Consider the following 15,181-nt stretch of genomic DNA (forward strand, 5'->3'; position numbering starts at 1 on the left):
GTTCTCCCTGTGATCTCTATTTGTGGACTTGAAGCAGGACTTCCTCGAGCCGGCCGGGTTCGAGAAGTCGTCTTGCCTCGACGGTTTCGGAGTTACGGCCGGCATCGACCACATAGGCAGTGCCCGAAGTGGCCAGGATCTTTTCCGGGTTCTGTTCGACGACCCAGATCACGCCCATGCCGTCCTGGGCGAGTTCGCGCACCCAGGACACGATGCGATCGACGAAGATCGGGGCCAGGCCCGCGGTGGGCTCATCGAGGATCAGAACATCCGGTCCCGCGACCAGAGCCATCGCGATGGCGAGGGTCTGGCGTTCGCCCCCCGACAGCGTGGAGGCAAGCTGTCCCGCCCGTTCGCCCAGAATCGGGAAGCGCCGAAGCACCTCGCCGATACGCTCCTCCGCCCCTTCGAAGGCGAGGGCCGAGGCCGACAGGTTGTCGCGGACCGTCAATTCGGCAAAGACGTTCTTTTCCTGCGGCACATAGCCGATCCCGGCCTTGCAGACCGAAAGCGCCGTGTGCCCGGCGAGCGAATTTCCACGGTAATGGATTTCGCCCGCCATCACCGGCAGATGGCCGGCGATGGTTTTCATCAGCGTGCTCTTGCCGGCGCCATTCGGGCCAAGCACCGCCGTGATCTCCCCCGGGGGAACGATCATGTCGATCCCGTGGAGGATCTGCACCTTGCCGTATCCGGATTTGAGCCCCTTGACCTCAAGCAGCATGATCGGCCCCCAAGTATGCCGCGATGACCTTCTCGTCGGCCTTGATCTCGCTGGGCGTCCCCTTGGAAAGCAGCTCTCCGTGCTGAAGGACCACGACGGAATCCGCGATCTGCAAGAGGAAGTGCAGGTTGTGCTCGACCACCACGAGGGTGCGCCCTTCGGCATGCAGATCCACGAGGATGCGGCTGAGTTTTGCTTGCAGGCTGGGATCGACCCCGGCGGTCGGCTCATCCAGAAGAAGGATCTTGGGATCGCGCACCAGTTGCCGCGCCACTTCGAGCATCCGAAGCTCCCCGCCCGAGAGATTGGCGACAACATCGTTGATCCGCTCGGTCAGGCCGACGCGGCGAAGCACTTCCGTGGCCTTGTCGCGCAGGGCGCGTTCGCGCGCTTTCCAGCCGCCGCGCAACACCGACAGAAGTGTCTCGCCCTCGTTGTCGGCACCCACCATCACGTTCTCCAGCACCGTCAGGGAGGGGAAGGCGCGCGGGGTCTGAAAGGTCCGCCCAAGGCCGTAGGAGGCGATCTCGGAGGCACGGGCCGTCGACAGGTCCTTGCCGTCAAGGATCACCGCGCCCGAGGTGGGTTTCAGGACACCGGAGATGAGGTTGAACGTCGTCGACTTGCCGGCGCCGTTCGGTCCGATCAGCCCCAGGAAGGTGCCTTCGGGCACGCTAAAGCTCAGCCCGGCATCGCCGCCGACCGCCTTGAGGCCGCCAAAGCGCTTCGTAACCTTGTCGATGACGAGAAGATCGCGGCTCATGCGCTGTGCCTCCTTCTTGCAAGGGCGGCGAAGGGTTGCCAACGCAGGATCACGATGAACAGGGCGCCGGTCACGATATCCTCGGCGGCGGCCGCGATTTCGGCCGCGCGCACGGACTCGAACGGAATGGCGCGGATGACCTCCTGGAACCCGACGAGGGCCATCGTCCCGACAACCGCACCGAGGATCGTGCGCTCCCCGCCAAGGACCAGCGCGATCCAGACGAAGAACGTGACCTCCGCCGAGAAGAGATCCGGGTTCACGAGTGTGGTGATCATCGCATATAGCGCACCGGCGAACCCGATCGGTATCGAGGAGATGACGAAGACCTGGAACCTCAGGCGGGCGACATCCTTCCCGATCGCCTCCGCCGCGACCTCGTCGTCCCGGATCGCATCGACCGCGCGACCGTAGGGCGAGGCCAGCAGGCGGCCAAACGCATAGGCCGTCGCCAGCATCAGGAGAAACGCCGCCCCCGCGTAAACCAGGTTTTCGGACAGGCCAAGGATGGCGGCGTCGGGCCGCTCGACATTGGCAAGCCCGACGGTGCCGTTGCCGATCCCGCGCTCGTTGACCAGAAGCGAGTTCAGCATCTCGGCAAAGGCAAAAGTCGTCAGGGCAAGGTATTCGCCCCGCAGCCGCAAGGTCGGCCATCCGGTGAGGAACGCGAAGGCCATGGCGGCAAAGCCTGCGGCAATGAAGCCGGCCCACCACGGCGCATTCAACCCGACGAGATACTGGTCAAGGCCGTGCGGCGGCTCCTGGGTGACGATCGCGTAGGCATAGGCGCCGGCCGCGAAATAGGCGACCGTGCCGAAGTTGATCATCCCCCCGCGGGCATATTGCAGGTTCAGCGACAGCGTCAGGACCGAAAACAGGCTGCCGAACATCAGGACGGTGAGCGCGATCTGGGCGATGGTGTTCATGAGCGTTTCATCATCGACAGGCCCTCGGGACGTACCAGCAGGGCGATGATGACGACGGCGAAAGCGATCAGCGGCCGATATCCCGCAGGTATCCAGAAGACGGAGACATCCATGGCGATCCCGACGATCAGGCCCGCGACGATCACACTGTAGAGCGAGCCCAGCCCCGCAAGGATCGCGACCGCAAGGATCTGAAGGATCTGGTGAAACGCGATATCCGTCGACAAGGTCGCGATCAGCGCCAGCATGACCCCGGCCAGCCCCGCCAGGCCCGAGGACAGAAGCCAGGTCGCGCGCGAGGTCTGCCGCACGTCGATCCCGCGTGAGGCCGCAAGCTCGGGGTTGGTCGACATCGCCCGGATGGCAAGGCCGGTCTTGGTGCGATTGAGGAACAGCGCAAGCGACACGCCGGTAAGCGCGGCGAGCGCCACCACGATCATCTGGTAGTTGGTGATCCGAAGGCCGAAGGCCTTGTAGGTCGTGGCCAGAGGAATATCGAGCGTCCGGATCCCTGTCCCGATGACCGCGTGCATGAGGCCCGCGATCACGTAGGCCACCCCGACCGAAGAGATCAGGACCACGGCGGGCCCCAGCTTTCGGATCGGGTCGTAGACGATGCGGCCGATCGCAAGTCCGATGAATGCGGTCGCAACGATCGCGACGATGCCCGAGGGAACGATGGGCCAGCCCGCCACGGCGTTCAGGCCCCAGGTGATGAAGGCCGAAACGCCGAGCATCTCGGCGTGCGCGATATTCAGAAAACCCTCAACCTGCCGCGTCAGCGAAAACCCAATCGTCGCGAGGATCAGAAAGCAACCGGTCACCACTCCGGTCAGGGCGTATTGCGCCAGTAAGGTCAATCGTCGCTCCCTTCCACCTGCGGCGGCTTCACCCCGCTGGCACTTGTCGGCGTCGCGGCTTGTTCCATCGTCCAGCCAAGGCCGGCCTGAGGGTCGCGATCAGTTTCTATATACGAAGTATGCTCCTCTTTAATTCAAACGCAATGATTTTCTTGCGCTAGCCTGAACCCGGCACCCCGGGACGGGCGGTCGCGGTGCATCAAGACACAGAGACGGATGGTGGAGCTGGCCTCAGATCGTTCCCATCGGGGCGCGGCTCGCCTCGTTGTTGGCATCGACCAGCTTGTTGATCAGACGAAAGAACTCCTCGCGCTCCTCGTCGTCGAGGGGGGCGATCAGCCGGTCCTGCGCCCTGACCATGTTTGGCCGGACCCGTTTGATGAACTTCTTGCCCTCATCGGTGATCTTCACGATTTTCGCGCGCCGATCGAACTCGGACGCCATCCGGGTCAAGAACCCGCGCCGCTCCAGGCGCCGGATTACGTCTGCGCCGCTTGTCCGGTCGATTCCCACTGACGTGGACAAGGTCAACTGGTCCATCTCCTCTCCGCCCTGGAGGACGGACAGGATCGCGGATTGAACCGGGGTAAGATCGTCGCTGCCACATTCTTCCGCGAACAGGCCCACATGGATCTGGTGAAGGCGGCGGATCAGGTAGCCGGGCCGCGTCCAAAGCTCTTCGTAGGTGCGGCTTTTGACCTTTCCGGGTCGCTCCGTTTTCTTGGGTGTATTTTCCATATCCCTGTTCACAGCTATGTTGCAAAAGATAGATGCGGGCAGATGGCGCCAGAACATGCGGCCCACGTTTATTGCCCATTCTGGTCTTTCGAGACAAGTCCGGGCGCGACTTGGAGTGTTGCATCAACAATAATACACAGTATACTTCTTTTATTGTCCAGTCGCCACAGGGCCGGCAACCCTTTCGACTTCAGTGGCACGGAGAACCGCGCGGCCAACGTTGGAGGGAACAGGACTTGACCACCGGAATTGGCGCCCGCATCGAACGCAAGGAAGATCGCCGGCTGCTGACGGGTCAGGCGAAATTCGTCGGCGACATCAAGCTGCCGAGGCAATGGGAAGCCGCCTTCGTCCGCAGTCCGGTCGCGCATGGCCGCATCCGGGCGATCCGCAAGCCAGATGGCCAGGAGCATCGGGTCTTCGTTGCGGCGGATCTGTGCGATGTTCGCCCGATACGCGCCGAATCGTCCCTTCCGACCTACAACGCGTCGGATCAGTATCCGCTGGCCAAGGACAAGGTTCGCTTCGTGGGCGAATGCGTGGCCCTCTGTATCGCGCCGACCCGTGCGGAGGCCGAGGATCTTGCCGAAGCGGTGGAGATCGACATAGAGCCCCTGCCCCCCGTGATCGACGCGCTCAAGGCGCGCCAAGCGGGCGCGCCCCTGGTGCATGAGGAATGGGGCAACAACCTGTTCCTGACGACCTTCTTCGACGGCGATATAGAGGCGCTGCGCAAGACGGCGCCCGTCGTGATCGAGCGCGAATATTCGACCGCCCGTCAGTGCATGAACCCGATGGAGGGAAAGGGCACGCTTGCGCACTGGGACGAAAGGGCGGGCCAACTCGTCGTCTACACCTCGACCCAGGTGCCGCATCTGATTCGGACCGGCGTGTCGGAGTTTCTTGGGCTCGACCAGGGGCAGGTCAGGGTCATCGCCCCCGATGTCGGCGGCGGGTTCGGTTACAAATGCGTGCTTCAGCCCGAGGAGCTTTCCGTCTCCTGGGTCGCGCGAAGAACGGGGCGACCGATCCGCTGGACCGAAGACCGCCGCGAACATCTGGTCGCCGGTGCGAACACCCGCCAGCACCACTACAAGCTGACGGCCTTTGCCGACGAACGCGGCAAGCTGCTTGGGATGGACGCAGAGATCACCGTGGATGTCGGGGCCTATTCGGTCTGGCCCTTCACGGCCTGCCTTGAGGCCGCGCAGGCCGGGGGAAACCTGCCCGGCCCCTATGATTTTGGCACCTATCGTTGCCGGACCTGGTCGGTCGCGACGAACAAACCGGCCTTCACCCCCTATCGCGGGGTCGCGCGCCCTGGCGTCTGCTTTGCGATGGAGCTGACCATCGACGCCATCGCCCGCGCGGTGGGGCGGGAGCCCTCGGAGGTGCGCAAGGAGAACCTGGTCGCCGCGGCGAAGATGCCCTTCACCAATGTCACCAAGAAATTCTACGACAGCGGCGATTATCCCGAAAGCGTCGCGCAGGCGGAAAGACACATCGGACTATCCGAGTTCCGCACCCGCCAGGCGGCGGCGCGGGCCGAGGGCCGCCACCTCGGCATCGGGTTTTCGACCTTCACCGAACAATCGGCGCATGGAACCAAGGTCTTTGCGGCCTGGGGCCTGCCACTGGTGCCTGGGTATGAGCAGGCGATGGTCAAGATCACGCCCTCCGGCTCGGTCGAGGTCCGCTCGGGCAATCACAGTTTCGGGCAGGGCCTGGAAACCACGCTCGCGCAGGTGGCAAGCGAATGGCTGACCATCGATGTCAGCCGGATCAATGTCACCATGGGCGACACAGGCGTGACCCCCTACTCAACCGGCGCTTACGCATCGCGCGGCATGGTCATGGCGGGAGGGGCCGTATCCAAGGCGGCAGAGGTTCTGGCCGGCCGGGTCAAGACCCATGCCGCGCATCTTCTCCAATGTAAACCCGACGACGTTCGCCTCGCCGACGGCAAGGCCTGGTTCAAGGAGGCGCATGTCGGATTCGACGATATCGCCCGCGCCTGGTACCTGCGCCCCGACCAGCTTCCCGACGATGTCGAGACGGCCGGTCTCGAAGTGACCGAGGGCTACAAGCCCGATATCGACACGGGCGTCTTCACCTACGCGACCCACGCTGCGATCGTGGAGGTCGATCCCGATACAGGCAAGGTCGCGATCGAGGATTACTACATCTTCGAGGATTGCGGCCGCCGGGTGAACCCCCTGATCCTGGAAGGGCAGGCCTTTGGCGGGGCGGCCCAAGGGATCGGGACCGCACTTTTCGAAGAGGTCCTCTATGATGCCAACGGGCAGCCCCTGACCTCGACGCTAGCCGATTATGTCCTGCCCGGTCCGGCGGAGCTGCCGCATTTCCGTCTCGGCCACGCAGAGACACTGTCGCCCTATACCCGCCACGGCATCAAGGGCGTCGGCGAGGGCGCGGCCATCGCCCCGGGCGGGGCCATCGTCAACGCGATCAACGATGCGCTGAGACCTTTCGCGGTCGAGATCAACACCATCCCTGCGACGCCGGATAAGGTGCTGGGGGCGATCCTTCGGTCCCGCGCCGCGCAGGAGGTTGCCGAATGAAACCCGCGCCCTTCACAATCGCGCGCCCGGCCGCCCTGGACGCGGCTCAGCAGACGCTGCACGCGGCCTCGCATGACACCAAGATCATCAGCGGCGGCCAGTCCCTAGGCCCGATGCTGAACCTGCGGCTTGCGCGGCCTGAACGGCTGGTGGACATCACGGGCCTGCCGGAATTGACGGAGATCCGCCAGACCGCCACCCATGTCGAGATCGGCGCGGCCGTCACCCATGCCCGCATCGAAGACGGTGAGGTGCCTGATCCGATACCGGGGATGCTGCGCCATGTCGCCTCCGGCATCGCCTACCGCGCGGTGCGCAACCGGGGCACGATCGGCGGCAGCCTCTGCCATGCCGATCCCGCCGCCGACTGGGTGACGGCCATGACCGCCCTTGGGGCGCTCCTGGTCGTGCGCAGCGGCTCGAGTGGGGTGAGAGAAATTCCCATGTCCGGCTTTATGCTCGGCGCCTATCGCACCGCGATGGAAGCGGGCGAGTTCCTGACGACGGTGCGCATTCCGCGCTATTCGCCAAGGGCACGTTGGGGCTACTACAAGATCTGCCGCAAGGTCGGGGAGTTCGCCGATGCGATCGCGGCCTTTGTCGCTGACCCGGAAACGCGCACCTGCCGCGTCGTGTTCGGTTCGACCGGCGGCGCGCCACTGGCCTGCCGGGACCTGGCCCGCCACATCGCCACAACGGGGGGCGCTGCGCCACTCGCCACCGTGAAGACGGTTCTTCGTGACAGCGGCCTCGATCTGTCCGAGGTCAAGATCCACCAGCTCGCCGTCGCCCACAGACGCGCCGTTTCGGGGGCACTTTCGGATGTCTGATACCCTGACCCTGACCGTTAATGGCGAGGTTTGCAGCCTCACCGTTCCGCCCCGCACCCAGCTTGCCGAGGTCCTGCGCGACCACCTTGACCTGACGGGCACCCATATCGGCTGCGAACAGGGCGTCTGCGGCGCCTGCACGGTGATGATGAACGGCAAGCCTGTGCGATCCTGCATCACCTTTGCCCACGCGTGCGACGGCGCCGTGATCGACACGATCGAGGGCCATGTCGGCGATCCGGTGATGGATCATCTGCGAGCGGCATTTTCACGTCATCACGCGCTGCAATGCGGGTTCTGCACGCCCGGAATGCTTGCCACCGCGCGCGATATCGTTGCGCGCTTCGATGTGGCAGACGAAGCGACGATCCGCCATGAACTAAGCGGAAACCTCTGCCGCTGCACCGGCTATGTCGGCATCGTTGGGGCGATCGGCGAGGTGATCGCGGCGAAGGGCGCCGGCGGCTTCACAGCCGCCCGCCCTGCCCCGTCGCGATCCGCCGAGCCTTTCACGCCGTTCGAACCCGTTGAGGCAAATCTCGCCGAGGGGCGCCCGGCGGCGCCGACCGGGTCGGTCTCCTCCGATGGGGGCTGGACCGTGGTCAAGCGCCGCTTCACCCTGAGCCACGGCCCCGACGGGGTCTGGGAACTTTTCAGGGACCCGGCGCGGGTCGCGCCCTGCATACCCGGTGCATCGATCGAGAGCCTGAGCCCCGAGGCGTTCACCGGCGCGGTCGAGATCCGCTTCGGCCCGATCGGGGCGCGGTTCGGCGGGCAAGGCACCTACGACAACGACGACGACAAGCGCGCCGGCACGATCCGCGGCCAGGGCGACGACAAGCTTGGCAAGTCGAAGGTCCGAGGTGAACTGCGCTACGCGATTTCCCAAGGACCGAACCCTCAGACGAGCCAGGCGGAGGTGGAGCTTCGCTTCGAGATCGACGGGATGCTGGCACAGTTCAACCGACCCGAACTGGTCGCAGGGTTCGTCGATTACATCCTGGCGCAGTTCGCGGCGAATTGCGACGCGGTTCTCGCGGGCGGCGAAGCCGGACCCGCCAGACGGCTCAGCCTCTTCGCGATGCTTTGGGCGGTCCTCAAGGCGCGTTTCTCGCGCTGATCAGGATCGCCCCCACCGACCCTAGTCGACGAAGGCGCGTTCGACCACATATTCGCCGGGCTTGCTGTTCGCCCCCTCGTTGAAGCCCCGTGCTTCGAGAATGCGCTTCATGTCGAGGTTCAAAGCCATCGACCCGCAGATCATCACCCGGTCGCAGGCGGGATCGAGCGGCGGGACGCCCAGATCCTCGAACAGCTTCCCGCTCTCCATCAGGTCGGTGATCCGCCCCATCTTCGCGGAGGGCTCGCGGGTGGTTGTCGCATAGCGCCGGAACTTGACCGCCGCCTCCTCGCCGACCAGCGGGTCCTCGGCCAGGCGCCGTTCGAGGTCCTCGCCATAGGCAAGCTCGCTGTTCAGACGGCAGGTCTGGGTCAGGATCACGCTTTCGAACTTCTCGTAGGTCTCGGGCTCTCGCATCAGGCTCGCGAAGGGCGCGACACCCGTTCCGGTCGAGATCATCCAGAGCCGCTTGCCCGGCAACAGCGCATCAAGGACCAGCGTGCCGGTCGGCTTGGTCTTGACGATCACCTGATCTCCGACCCCGATCCTCTGAAGACGCGATGTCAGCGGCCCGTCCTGCACCTTGATCGAATAGAATTCGAGCTCTTCGTCCCAGAAGGGCGATGCGATGGAATAGGCCCGCAGGATCGGTTTTCCGTTCTCACCCGGAAGGCCGATCATCACGAACTCGCCGGAGCGGAAGCGGAAACTTGCAGGCCGGGTGACTCGGAAGGAGAACAGGCGGTCATCCCAATGGCGGACACTCAGGACGGTCTGGGCGTCAGCGATAGGCTGGACGGGGGCGATGCCCGGCGTGGAAGCGACGTTCATGGATAGTCTCCTGTTCTGGAATTTGTGGCGCGGGCGTGCGTCCAGCGGTCAGGTCTTCACACGCAGACCGTCAACCTCGAAGCCGGCAGGTTCTTCGCTGTCGATTGGCTCCAGCGTGACGGTACTTGCCCCTGCCTCCGCCTCGGGGAAGGGAACGGCCGCGCCATCGATCTCGTAGCATTCGCCCACGGGTTCGCGCGCCGTGTCGCCTGCGTCATAGATGGGCTTTTGGGCATGGGGCTCTGCCGGGGCCTCGCCGGTGATCAGAAGCCCCGCCTTGCCGGGCTTTCCGTTCCAGTCCTCGGCGTCGGGCGGAACCGTCCCGATCTCGGTGATGTTCGGCCAGATCTCCGCGTATTTTGCATTGACAGCGAGCCATGCCTCCAGCCCGGTTTCGGTATCCGCCCGGATCGCATCGGCCGGGCACTCGGGTTCGCAGACGCCGCAGTCGATGCATTCTTCCGGGTGGATGACCAGAAAGTTCTCACCCTCGTAGAAGCAGTCCACGGGGCAAACCGTCACGCAGTCCTGGAACTTGCAGTTGATGCAGTTCTCGGTGACGACATAGGTCATGATTCACCTCTCATTTTTAAGAAGTATACTCCTTAAATTTAGAGCGTGCAAACCCTATCCGAGGATCGGCACCGGCACGACGTCGTAGCTATGCGAAATCCGGCGGTTCAGGACCGGGTCCGTGAGTTCGAGCGAGAAGCGCGGGCTGAACCTGACACCCCCGATGGCGCCGCAAGTGCCGCCGAACATCAATGTCCGCTCGCCCAGCTCGCCGCCGTCGGCCCTCAGATGGCCAAGAAGCTCCGCCGGAGACAGAAGCCCGGCCACACCGCCATCCTGATAGACCACATCCTTGCCGTCTTCGTGGATGGTCGAACGGATCAGGATCTTGTCCCAGTGCCCCTCAACCTCGTCCAGAGGCCAGAATTCGGTGGCGATCGGCTTGTCGCAAAGCTGCTTGGCGACGGTAATCCCCATGTGTTCGACCACTCGGTCGGTATGGTCCGACCCGGCACCGACCCAGATCCGGCCCTTGTGGTTCACAAGCACATACTCGACCTCGCCGCTCGACCCATCCCCGATCACCTCGATCGCATCGGCAACAGAAAGCCGGGACACGCCAACACGATAGAACAAGGGCGTCTTCGCAGGCGGCTTGACGCCGATCTTCGCAAGTTCGTCGATATGATGCTGAAGCGCGGCCTTGTCGCGGCCCGTCCAGCCCCCGACGATGACCTTTTCGATGACGACCCTGTCACGGGTCTGGCCCGAGCGGGAGGTGAATGTGGCGTCGAATTCGACTTTCGCAGACATGAATTGCCCTTTCGGTTATTGGCCCCGGATGGTGCCTTCCAGTCCACGCGCGATGGACAAAAGATGCCGATCGCCCCCCGTCCGGCCCATGAGCATCGCGCCGACCGGCAGCGCGCCGCTCTCCTGGCACGGGATGGTGATGGCGGGCAGGTCGAGGAAATTGCCGACCGCCGTGTTCCTGAGGCAAAGAAGATTTGTCGCGGCGGATTTCGCCGGGTCCTTGAGACTATCAAGCGTCGGCGCGACGATCTGCACCGCCGGCAGGATCACGGCATCGAACGCCTCCGTCCTTTCGGCGAACAGGGAACGCATGCGCGCGCGCGCCTCAAGCGTGCGGATATAGTCATCCGCGGTCTGAGATTGACCGGCGCCGAACCGCTCCCGCACCCAAGGGTCGTAAAAATCCGCGCGTGTCTCAAGAAAGGGCTTATGCCAGGAATAGGCCTCGGCCCCGACCAGGCCGCCCTTGCTGTTGATCTTTGGCAGCTCCGCGAGCTCCCCGACCGTCAGCGGCATCAGGCGCACGCCACGGGCCGACAGGCGTGACAGCATCTTCTGAAACGCGGCGCCCACTTGGTCGTCCATGTGCTCGGTCACATAGCCCTCAAGCACGGCGAGGCGCAGCCCTCCTTCGGGAAAGGATGCCACATCCTCGCCCGCGCCCCCCGACAGCACGCAATCCAGAACCGCGCAGCTTGAAACGGAAGTCGCGAAGGGACCGATGCAGTCAAGCGATGTCGAAAGCGGCACCGTGCCATCCTTGGGTACGCGGGTCGAGGTCGGCTTGAACCCGACGACGCCGCAGAAGGCGGCCGGTATCCGGCACGATCCCCCGGTATCGGTTCCGATGGCGGCGGGAACCATTTCCTCGGCAACCGCGACGGCCGCACCGGATGAAGAGCCGCCCGGTATCCGGTGTTCCGACGTATCATGCGGATTGCGGGGGGTGCCGAAATGCGCGTTGATGCCAAGCCCCGAGTAGGCGAACTCGGTCATGTTGTTCTTGCCGACGATGACGAAGCCAGCGGCGCGGAGCCGTTGGACGATGGTGGCATCGGCTTCTGCGGGTGGCTGTTCGTCCAGAACGCGCGACCCGGCGCGCGTCACCTCACCCCTGACATCGAAAAGATCCTTGATCGCCAGCGGCACCCCGGCATAGCGCGGCAGCGATAACCCCTTGGCGCGGGCCGCGTCGATCCACTCGGCCTGCGCCATCGCCGCCCCGGCATAGGTACGGAGGAACACGACGTCGCCCTGTCCCCCGGGGGCCGCGATGCGGGACAGCGCCTCCTGCACGAGGTCGGCGCTTCTCAGGACGCCCTTGTCGAGTTTACGCGATAGGTCGGTCAGATTCTGGATCATGTCTCGCTGCACCACAAGCGCAGACCGCCCCGATCGGGGCGGCCTGGACGACGGTTCGGATTACTGCGGATCGTAGTAGTGCTGCTCTAGAAGGAGGCAGCCTTCCTCGGTCCGGAACGGGCCATGCGCGACATGGGGCGGGCGCACGCAATAGGTGAAAGGACCGAAACGCTCCCCCCCGCTCGGGCCCTCATTCCCGACCCACATGTCGCCTTCGATCACAAAGACCTCTTCCCAGTAGTCATGTTCGAAGGGCACCGTGGTGTAGGTGCCTGGCTCGAACTTCAAAAGCCGGGTCCAGCCGCCCTGCCGGTTTTCCATGTCGAGATGTCCCGACAGGATCTTCTGCTTGATCCCCGACGGGTAACCCTTCGGGGTCTCCCAGCCGCTGTCCATATCGAGCTGGTAGAATTCGCGGTGTTCCTTGTTTATGGCCATGTCCGTCTCCTTACTCGGCGGGTTCCTTGTTGAACTTCGGGCTGTTGGCGCGGATCGTGTCCATGTTGTTGCGCCGGGTCTTGAACTTGTCCTGCTCGAAGACCTCCGCCGGGATGTTGAAGAACCCGGCGTCGAGCTGTGTGGGGGTCGTCTCCCGCATCTCGATGGAGTCGAACGGACAGGCGTCGAGGCAGAGTTCACAGCCGATGCAGTTATCGGTATGCACGTCGATCTTGCCTTCGGGGTTTTGCGAAAGCGCCTCGTAGAAACAGACCTGGACGCAGATGTTGCAGGTCGGGTTCTTGCAGGTGTCCTCGTTGACCACCGCATGAATCCGGTTCTTCGAGAACTGCTCCGAATAATCCTTGACCGATCTCTTCGACGCGAGGCCGACCATTTCATCGACCGTCGCGTAACCGTGCTCATCCATGAAGCTTTCGACGCCTTCGATGATCTTGGGCAGCCACTTGATGCCCTTGACCATGAGGATCGAGCCGACCTGCACGATGGTCGATCCGGCCATGATGAATTCGATCACATCGCGATGGTCGAAAATCCCGTTCGATCCGGAAATCGGCATGCCGAGTTCCTCGTGGATGCGGTGCACCCAGCGAAGCGACAAGGGCTTGACCCAGGTCCCGCCGATCCCGGCCGGGCCGCCGATGCGCGGCTGGCCGGTGTCGATATCGACGACAAAGCCCGTATGGCGGTTGATGGCGGTGACGCCGGCCGCGCCCGCTTCGCGCACCGCCTTGGCGATGGCAAGCGGCTTCGACTGGTCCGGCGTCAGCTTGACGATGACCGGGATATCAACCGACTCGCAGACCTGCCGCGTGACCTCATAGGCCACCTCTGGCTCCTGCCCGATCATCGAGCCCCCATGCACGCCCGGCATCATCGCCGGGTGCGGGCAGCCGAAGTTCAACTCCACCATCGGCAGCCCGCAATCCTCGATCGTGCGGCAGATGTCCTTCCAGCCGTTGATGTCCTTGGCGCCCGCGCTGCCGATCAGATGGGCGCCGCGCTCGGCCGCGTATTTCTGTGTTTCCTTAAGGTCCGGGATCCAGTCCTTGTAATAGGTGCTGGAATAGCCCGACCGGCTGTAGAAGACGAAATCCCGGGCCGGCTTGCCCCGGATGATATCGCCCTTGGAGTTCATCACGCAGTATTTCGAGTTTTGCGTCAGGCGCGCCATATCCTCGATGTCGGTCAGCGTCTTGATGATCGCACCGGAGGCGCCCCCATCGAAGCACTGGCGCATGAGATCCGGGCTGTTCGTTGTCTCCAGCGACGCGATGACCACCGGGTTTTTGAACTTCACGCCACAGAAGTCCACGCTCATATCCGCCATCTGTATCCTCCCGCTCCAGCCAGATTCCCGGCATCTCGGCGTCGGGAATATTAGGTAGTATACTCCTTTTTTATTTCGCAGCAAGCCGTTTGGAAGACGCGTGCCGCGGGCTCTGTTGCACAAATCGCATGGGGGATTCATCTCGTGAATCCAAGGTAGTAACTGGGTGGTGTGGTAATCCTCCCCATTTTAGCGGGGTGGTTTCGTAGAATTCACGCGGCCCTTTTCAGCTTCATGGCAGGAGTGATCCCGCCGATGCCCATGCTGGGGCGCTCGTTATTGTAGGCCCATAGCCATTCGGTTGCGATCTGCTGCACCTCCTCGATGGTGTCAAAGATGTAGAGGTCCAGCCATTCGTGCCGGACCGTCCGGTTGTAGCGCTCGACATAGGCGTTCTGCTGAGGCTTTCCGGGCTGGATGCAGGTCAGGGCGACGCCCTGCTTCTTAGCCCAGGTCATCAGGGTGGAGCTGACGTATTCGGGGCCGTTGTCGACCCGAATTGCCAGAGGTTTGCCACGCCACGCGATGATCTGGTTCAAGGCTCGAACAACACGCTCGGCGGGCAGCGAGAAGTCTGTCTCGATACCCAGGCCCTCGCGGTTGAAGTCGTCCAAAACGTTCAACAGCCGGAACTGCCTCCCGTCGGCCAGGCGGTCGGCCATGAACCGAAAGTCCGCGGCACGCGAATTCCATCGACCAGACCATGTTGGGCGCATCCGGCACGGCGAGTTCATCGGGCTTTTCGCGTTTCAGCCGACGTCGCGGCTTGATCCGCAGGTTCAACTCCAACTCGCAATAGATCCGGCGCACGCGTTTGTGGTTCCAGACATGCCCCTTCACGTTCCGCAGGTGCAGGAAACACAATCCGAACCCCTAGGTCTTGTGCGCCCTGGTCAGCCCGACCAGCAGGTCGGCGATCATCTCGTTCTCTTCGTCACGCTTCGGACTGTAGCGGCAACAGGTCTCGCTGACGCCGAACGCCCGGCAGGCCAGCGCGATGCTGACCCCTCTTGTCGCCACCGCTTTCTCTGCCAACTCCCGGCGCTGAGCTGGCCCAGTCATTTTTTTCCCAGAGCCTCCTTCAGCAGATCAGCCTGCATGCCGAGATCCGCGAACATACGCTTGAGGCGCCGGTTCTCGTCCTCCAGCGCCTTCATCTGGCTCACCATCGACGCGTCCATGACGCCATACTTGGCGCGCCACTTAATGGGATGGACGTCTCTCCCACCAACGGCAACGCTGGTCGCGAGATGCGGCCAACATGGGAGGAGAAGATGGCGATTGCATTCATGGGTATCGATCTGGCGAAAAGTGTGTTCCAGTTGCATGG

Annotated in this window: 13 protein-coding genes and 2 pseudogenes; 3 read left to right on the top strand and 12 right to left on the bottom strand. The window is 63.5% G+C overall.

The features are described from left to right. Positions 1-16: 16 nt before the first annotated feature. The 5 genes from OE647_RS16390 to OE647_RS16410 form a co-directional block, all read right to left on the bottom strand. Positions 17-724 carry an ABC transporter ATP-binding protein gene (locus OE647_RS16390; protein ID WP_263722835.1) on the bottom strand — a complete coding sequence of 236 codons (708 nt, stop codon included), beginning with the start codon at positions 722-724 and terminating at the stop codon, positions 17-19. Beyond that, positions 714-1,487, bottom strand: coding sequence for an ABC transporter ATP-binding protein (locus OE647_RS16395; RefSeq protein WP_263722836.1), 774 nt, complete (start codon positions 1,485-1,487; stop codon positions 714-716). Before OE647_RS16395 ends, OE647_RS16390 begins: the two co-directional genes overlap by 11 nt. Then, the gene (locus tag OE647_RS16400; protein WP_263722837.1) at positions 1,484-2,413 is read right to left on the bottom strand and encodes a branched-chain amino acid ABC transporter permease; all 930 of its coding nucleotides are present in this window, start codon (positions 2,411-2,413) and stop codon (positions 1,484-1,486) included. The genes OE647_RS16395 and OE647_RS16400 overlap by 4 nt, the downstream gene beginning before the upstream one ends. Next, positions 2,410-3,273, bottom strand: a complete 864-nt coding sequence (locus tag OE647_RS16405; protein WP_263722838.1) for a branched-chain amino acid ABC transporter permease — start codon at positions 3,271-3,273, stop codon at positions 2,410-2,412. Before OE647_RS16405 ends, OE647_RS16400 begins: the two co-directional genes overlap by 4 nt. 231 nt (positions 3,274-3,504) lie before the next feature. Then, positions 3,505-4,011 (bottom strand): MarR family winged helix-turn-helix transcriptional regulator, encoded by a 507-nt coding sequence (locus tag OE647_RS16410; RefSeq protein ID WP_263722839.1) that lies wholly within the window; start codon positions 4,009-4,011, stop codon positions 3,505-3,507. A 236-nt stretch (positions 4,012-4,247) separates the two neighbouring features. On the opposite strand from OE647_RS16410, the gene OE647_RS16415 reads away from it, so the two are divergent. The 3 genes from OE647_RS16415 to OE647_RS16425 are packed head-to-tail and all read left to right on the top strand — an operon-like array spanning position 4,248 to position 8,543. Beyond that, positions 4,248-6,593: a xanthine dehydrogenase family protein molybdopterin-binding subunit gene (locus OE647_RS16415; RefSeq protein ID WP_263722840.1), complete on the top strand. Its 2,346-nt coding sequence runs from the start codon at positions 4,248-4,250 to the stop codon at positions 6,591-6,593. Continuing rightward, positions 6,590-7,423 carry an FAD binding domain-containing protein gene (locus OE647_RS16420; protein ID WP_263722841.1) on the top strand — a complete coding sequence of 278 codons (834 nt, stop codon included), beginning with the start codon at positions 6,590-6,592 and terminating at the stop codon, positions 7,421-7,423. The genes OE647_RS16415 and OE647_RS16420 overlap by 4 nt, the downstream gene beginning before the upstream one ends. Then, positions 7,416-8,543: a 2Fe-2S iron-sulfur cluster-binding protein gene (locus tag OE647_RS16425; RefSeq protein ID WP_263722842.1), complete on the top strand. Its 1,128-nt coding sequence runs from the start codon at positions 7,416-7,418 to the stop codon at positions 8,541-8,543. The genes OE647_RS16420 and OE647_RS16425 overlap by 8 nt, the downstream gene beginning before the upstream one ends. A 21-nt stretch (positions 8,544-8,564) precedes the next feature. Here OE647_RS16425 and OE647_RS16430 read toward each other — a convergent pair whose 3' ends face one another. The 7 genes and pseudogenes from OE647_RS16430 to OE647_RS16460 form a co-directional block, all read right to left on the bottom strand. Further along, positions 8,565-9,374, bottom strand: coding sequence for a ferredoxin--NADP reductase (locus OE647_RS16430; RefSeq protein ID WP_318527960.1), 810 nt, complete (start codon positions 9,372-9,374; stop codon positions 8,565-8,567). Positions 9,375-9,650: 276 nt separating this feature from the next. Next, positions 9,651-9,947 (bottom strand): annotated as a pseudogene (fdxA, locus tag OE647_RS16435) (ferredoxin FdxA); the annotation flags it as partial. A 54-nt stretch (positions 9,948-10,001) separates the two neighbouring features. Then, a complete protein-coding gene (locus OE647_RS16440) occupies positions 10,002-10,700 on the bottom strand; it encodes a DUF2848 domain-containing protein (protein WP_263722843.1) in 699 nt (232 codons plus the stop codon). Between the two features lie 15 nt (positions 10,701-10,715). Then, positions 10,716-12,062 carry an amidase gene (locus OE647_RS16445; RefSeq protein WP_263722844.1) on the bottom strand — a complete coding sequence of 449 codons (1,347 nt, stop codon included), beginning with the start codon at positions 12,060-12,062 and terminating at the stop codon, positions 10,716-10,718. A 60-nt stretch (positions 12,063-12,122) separates the two neighbouring features. Then, positions 12,123-12,500 (bottom strand): cupin domain-containing protein, encoded by a 378-nt coding sequence (locus OE647_RS16450; protein ID WP_263722845.1) that lies wholly within the window; start codon positions 12,498-12,500, stop codon positions 12,123-12,125. Between the two features lie 10 nt (positions 12,501-12,510). Then, the gene (locus tag OE647_RS16455) at positions 12,511-13,851 is read right to left on the bottom strand and encodes a 4Fe-4S dicluster-binding protein (protein WP_263722847.1); all 1,341 of its coding nucleotides are present in this window, start codon (positions 13,849-13,851) and stop codon (positions 12,511-12,513) included. A gap of 212 nt (positions 13,852-14,063) precedes the next feature. Beyond that, positions 14,064-15,056, bottom strand: a pseudogene (locus tag OE647_RS16460) (IS3 family transposase); the annotation flags it as partial. Between the last annotated feature and the right edge of the window lie 125 nt (positions 15,057-15,181).

This window comes from Albidovulum sediminicola, from assembly GCF_025751575.1.
GTDB classification, from domain to species: Bacteria; Pseudomonadota; Alphaproteobacteria; order Rhodobacterales; family Rhodobacteraceae; genus Albidovulum; species Albidovulum sediminicola.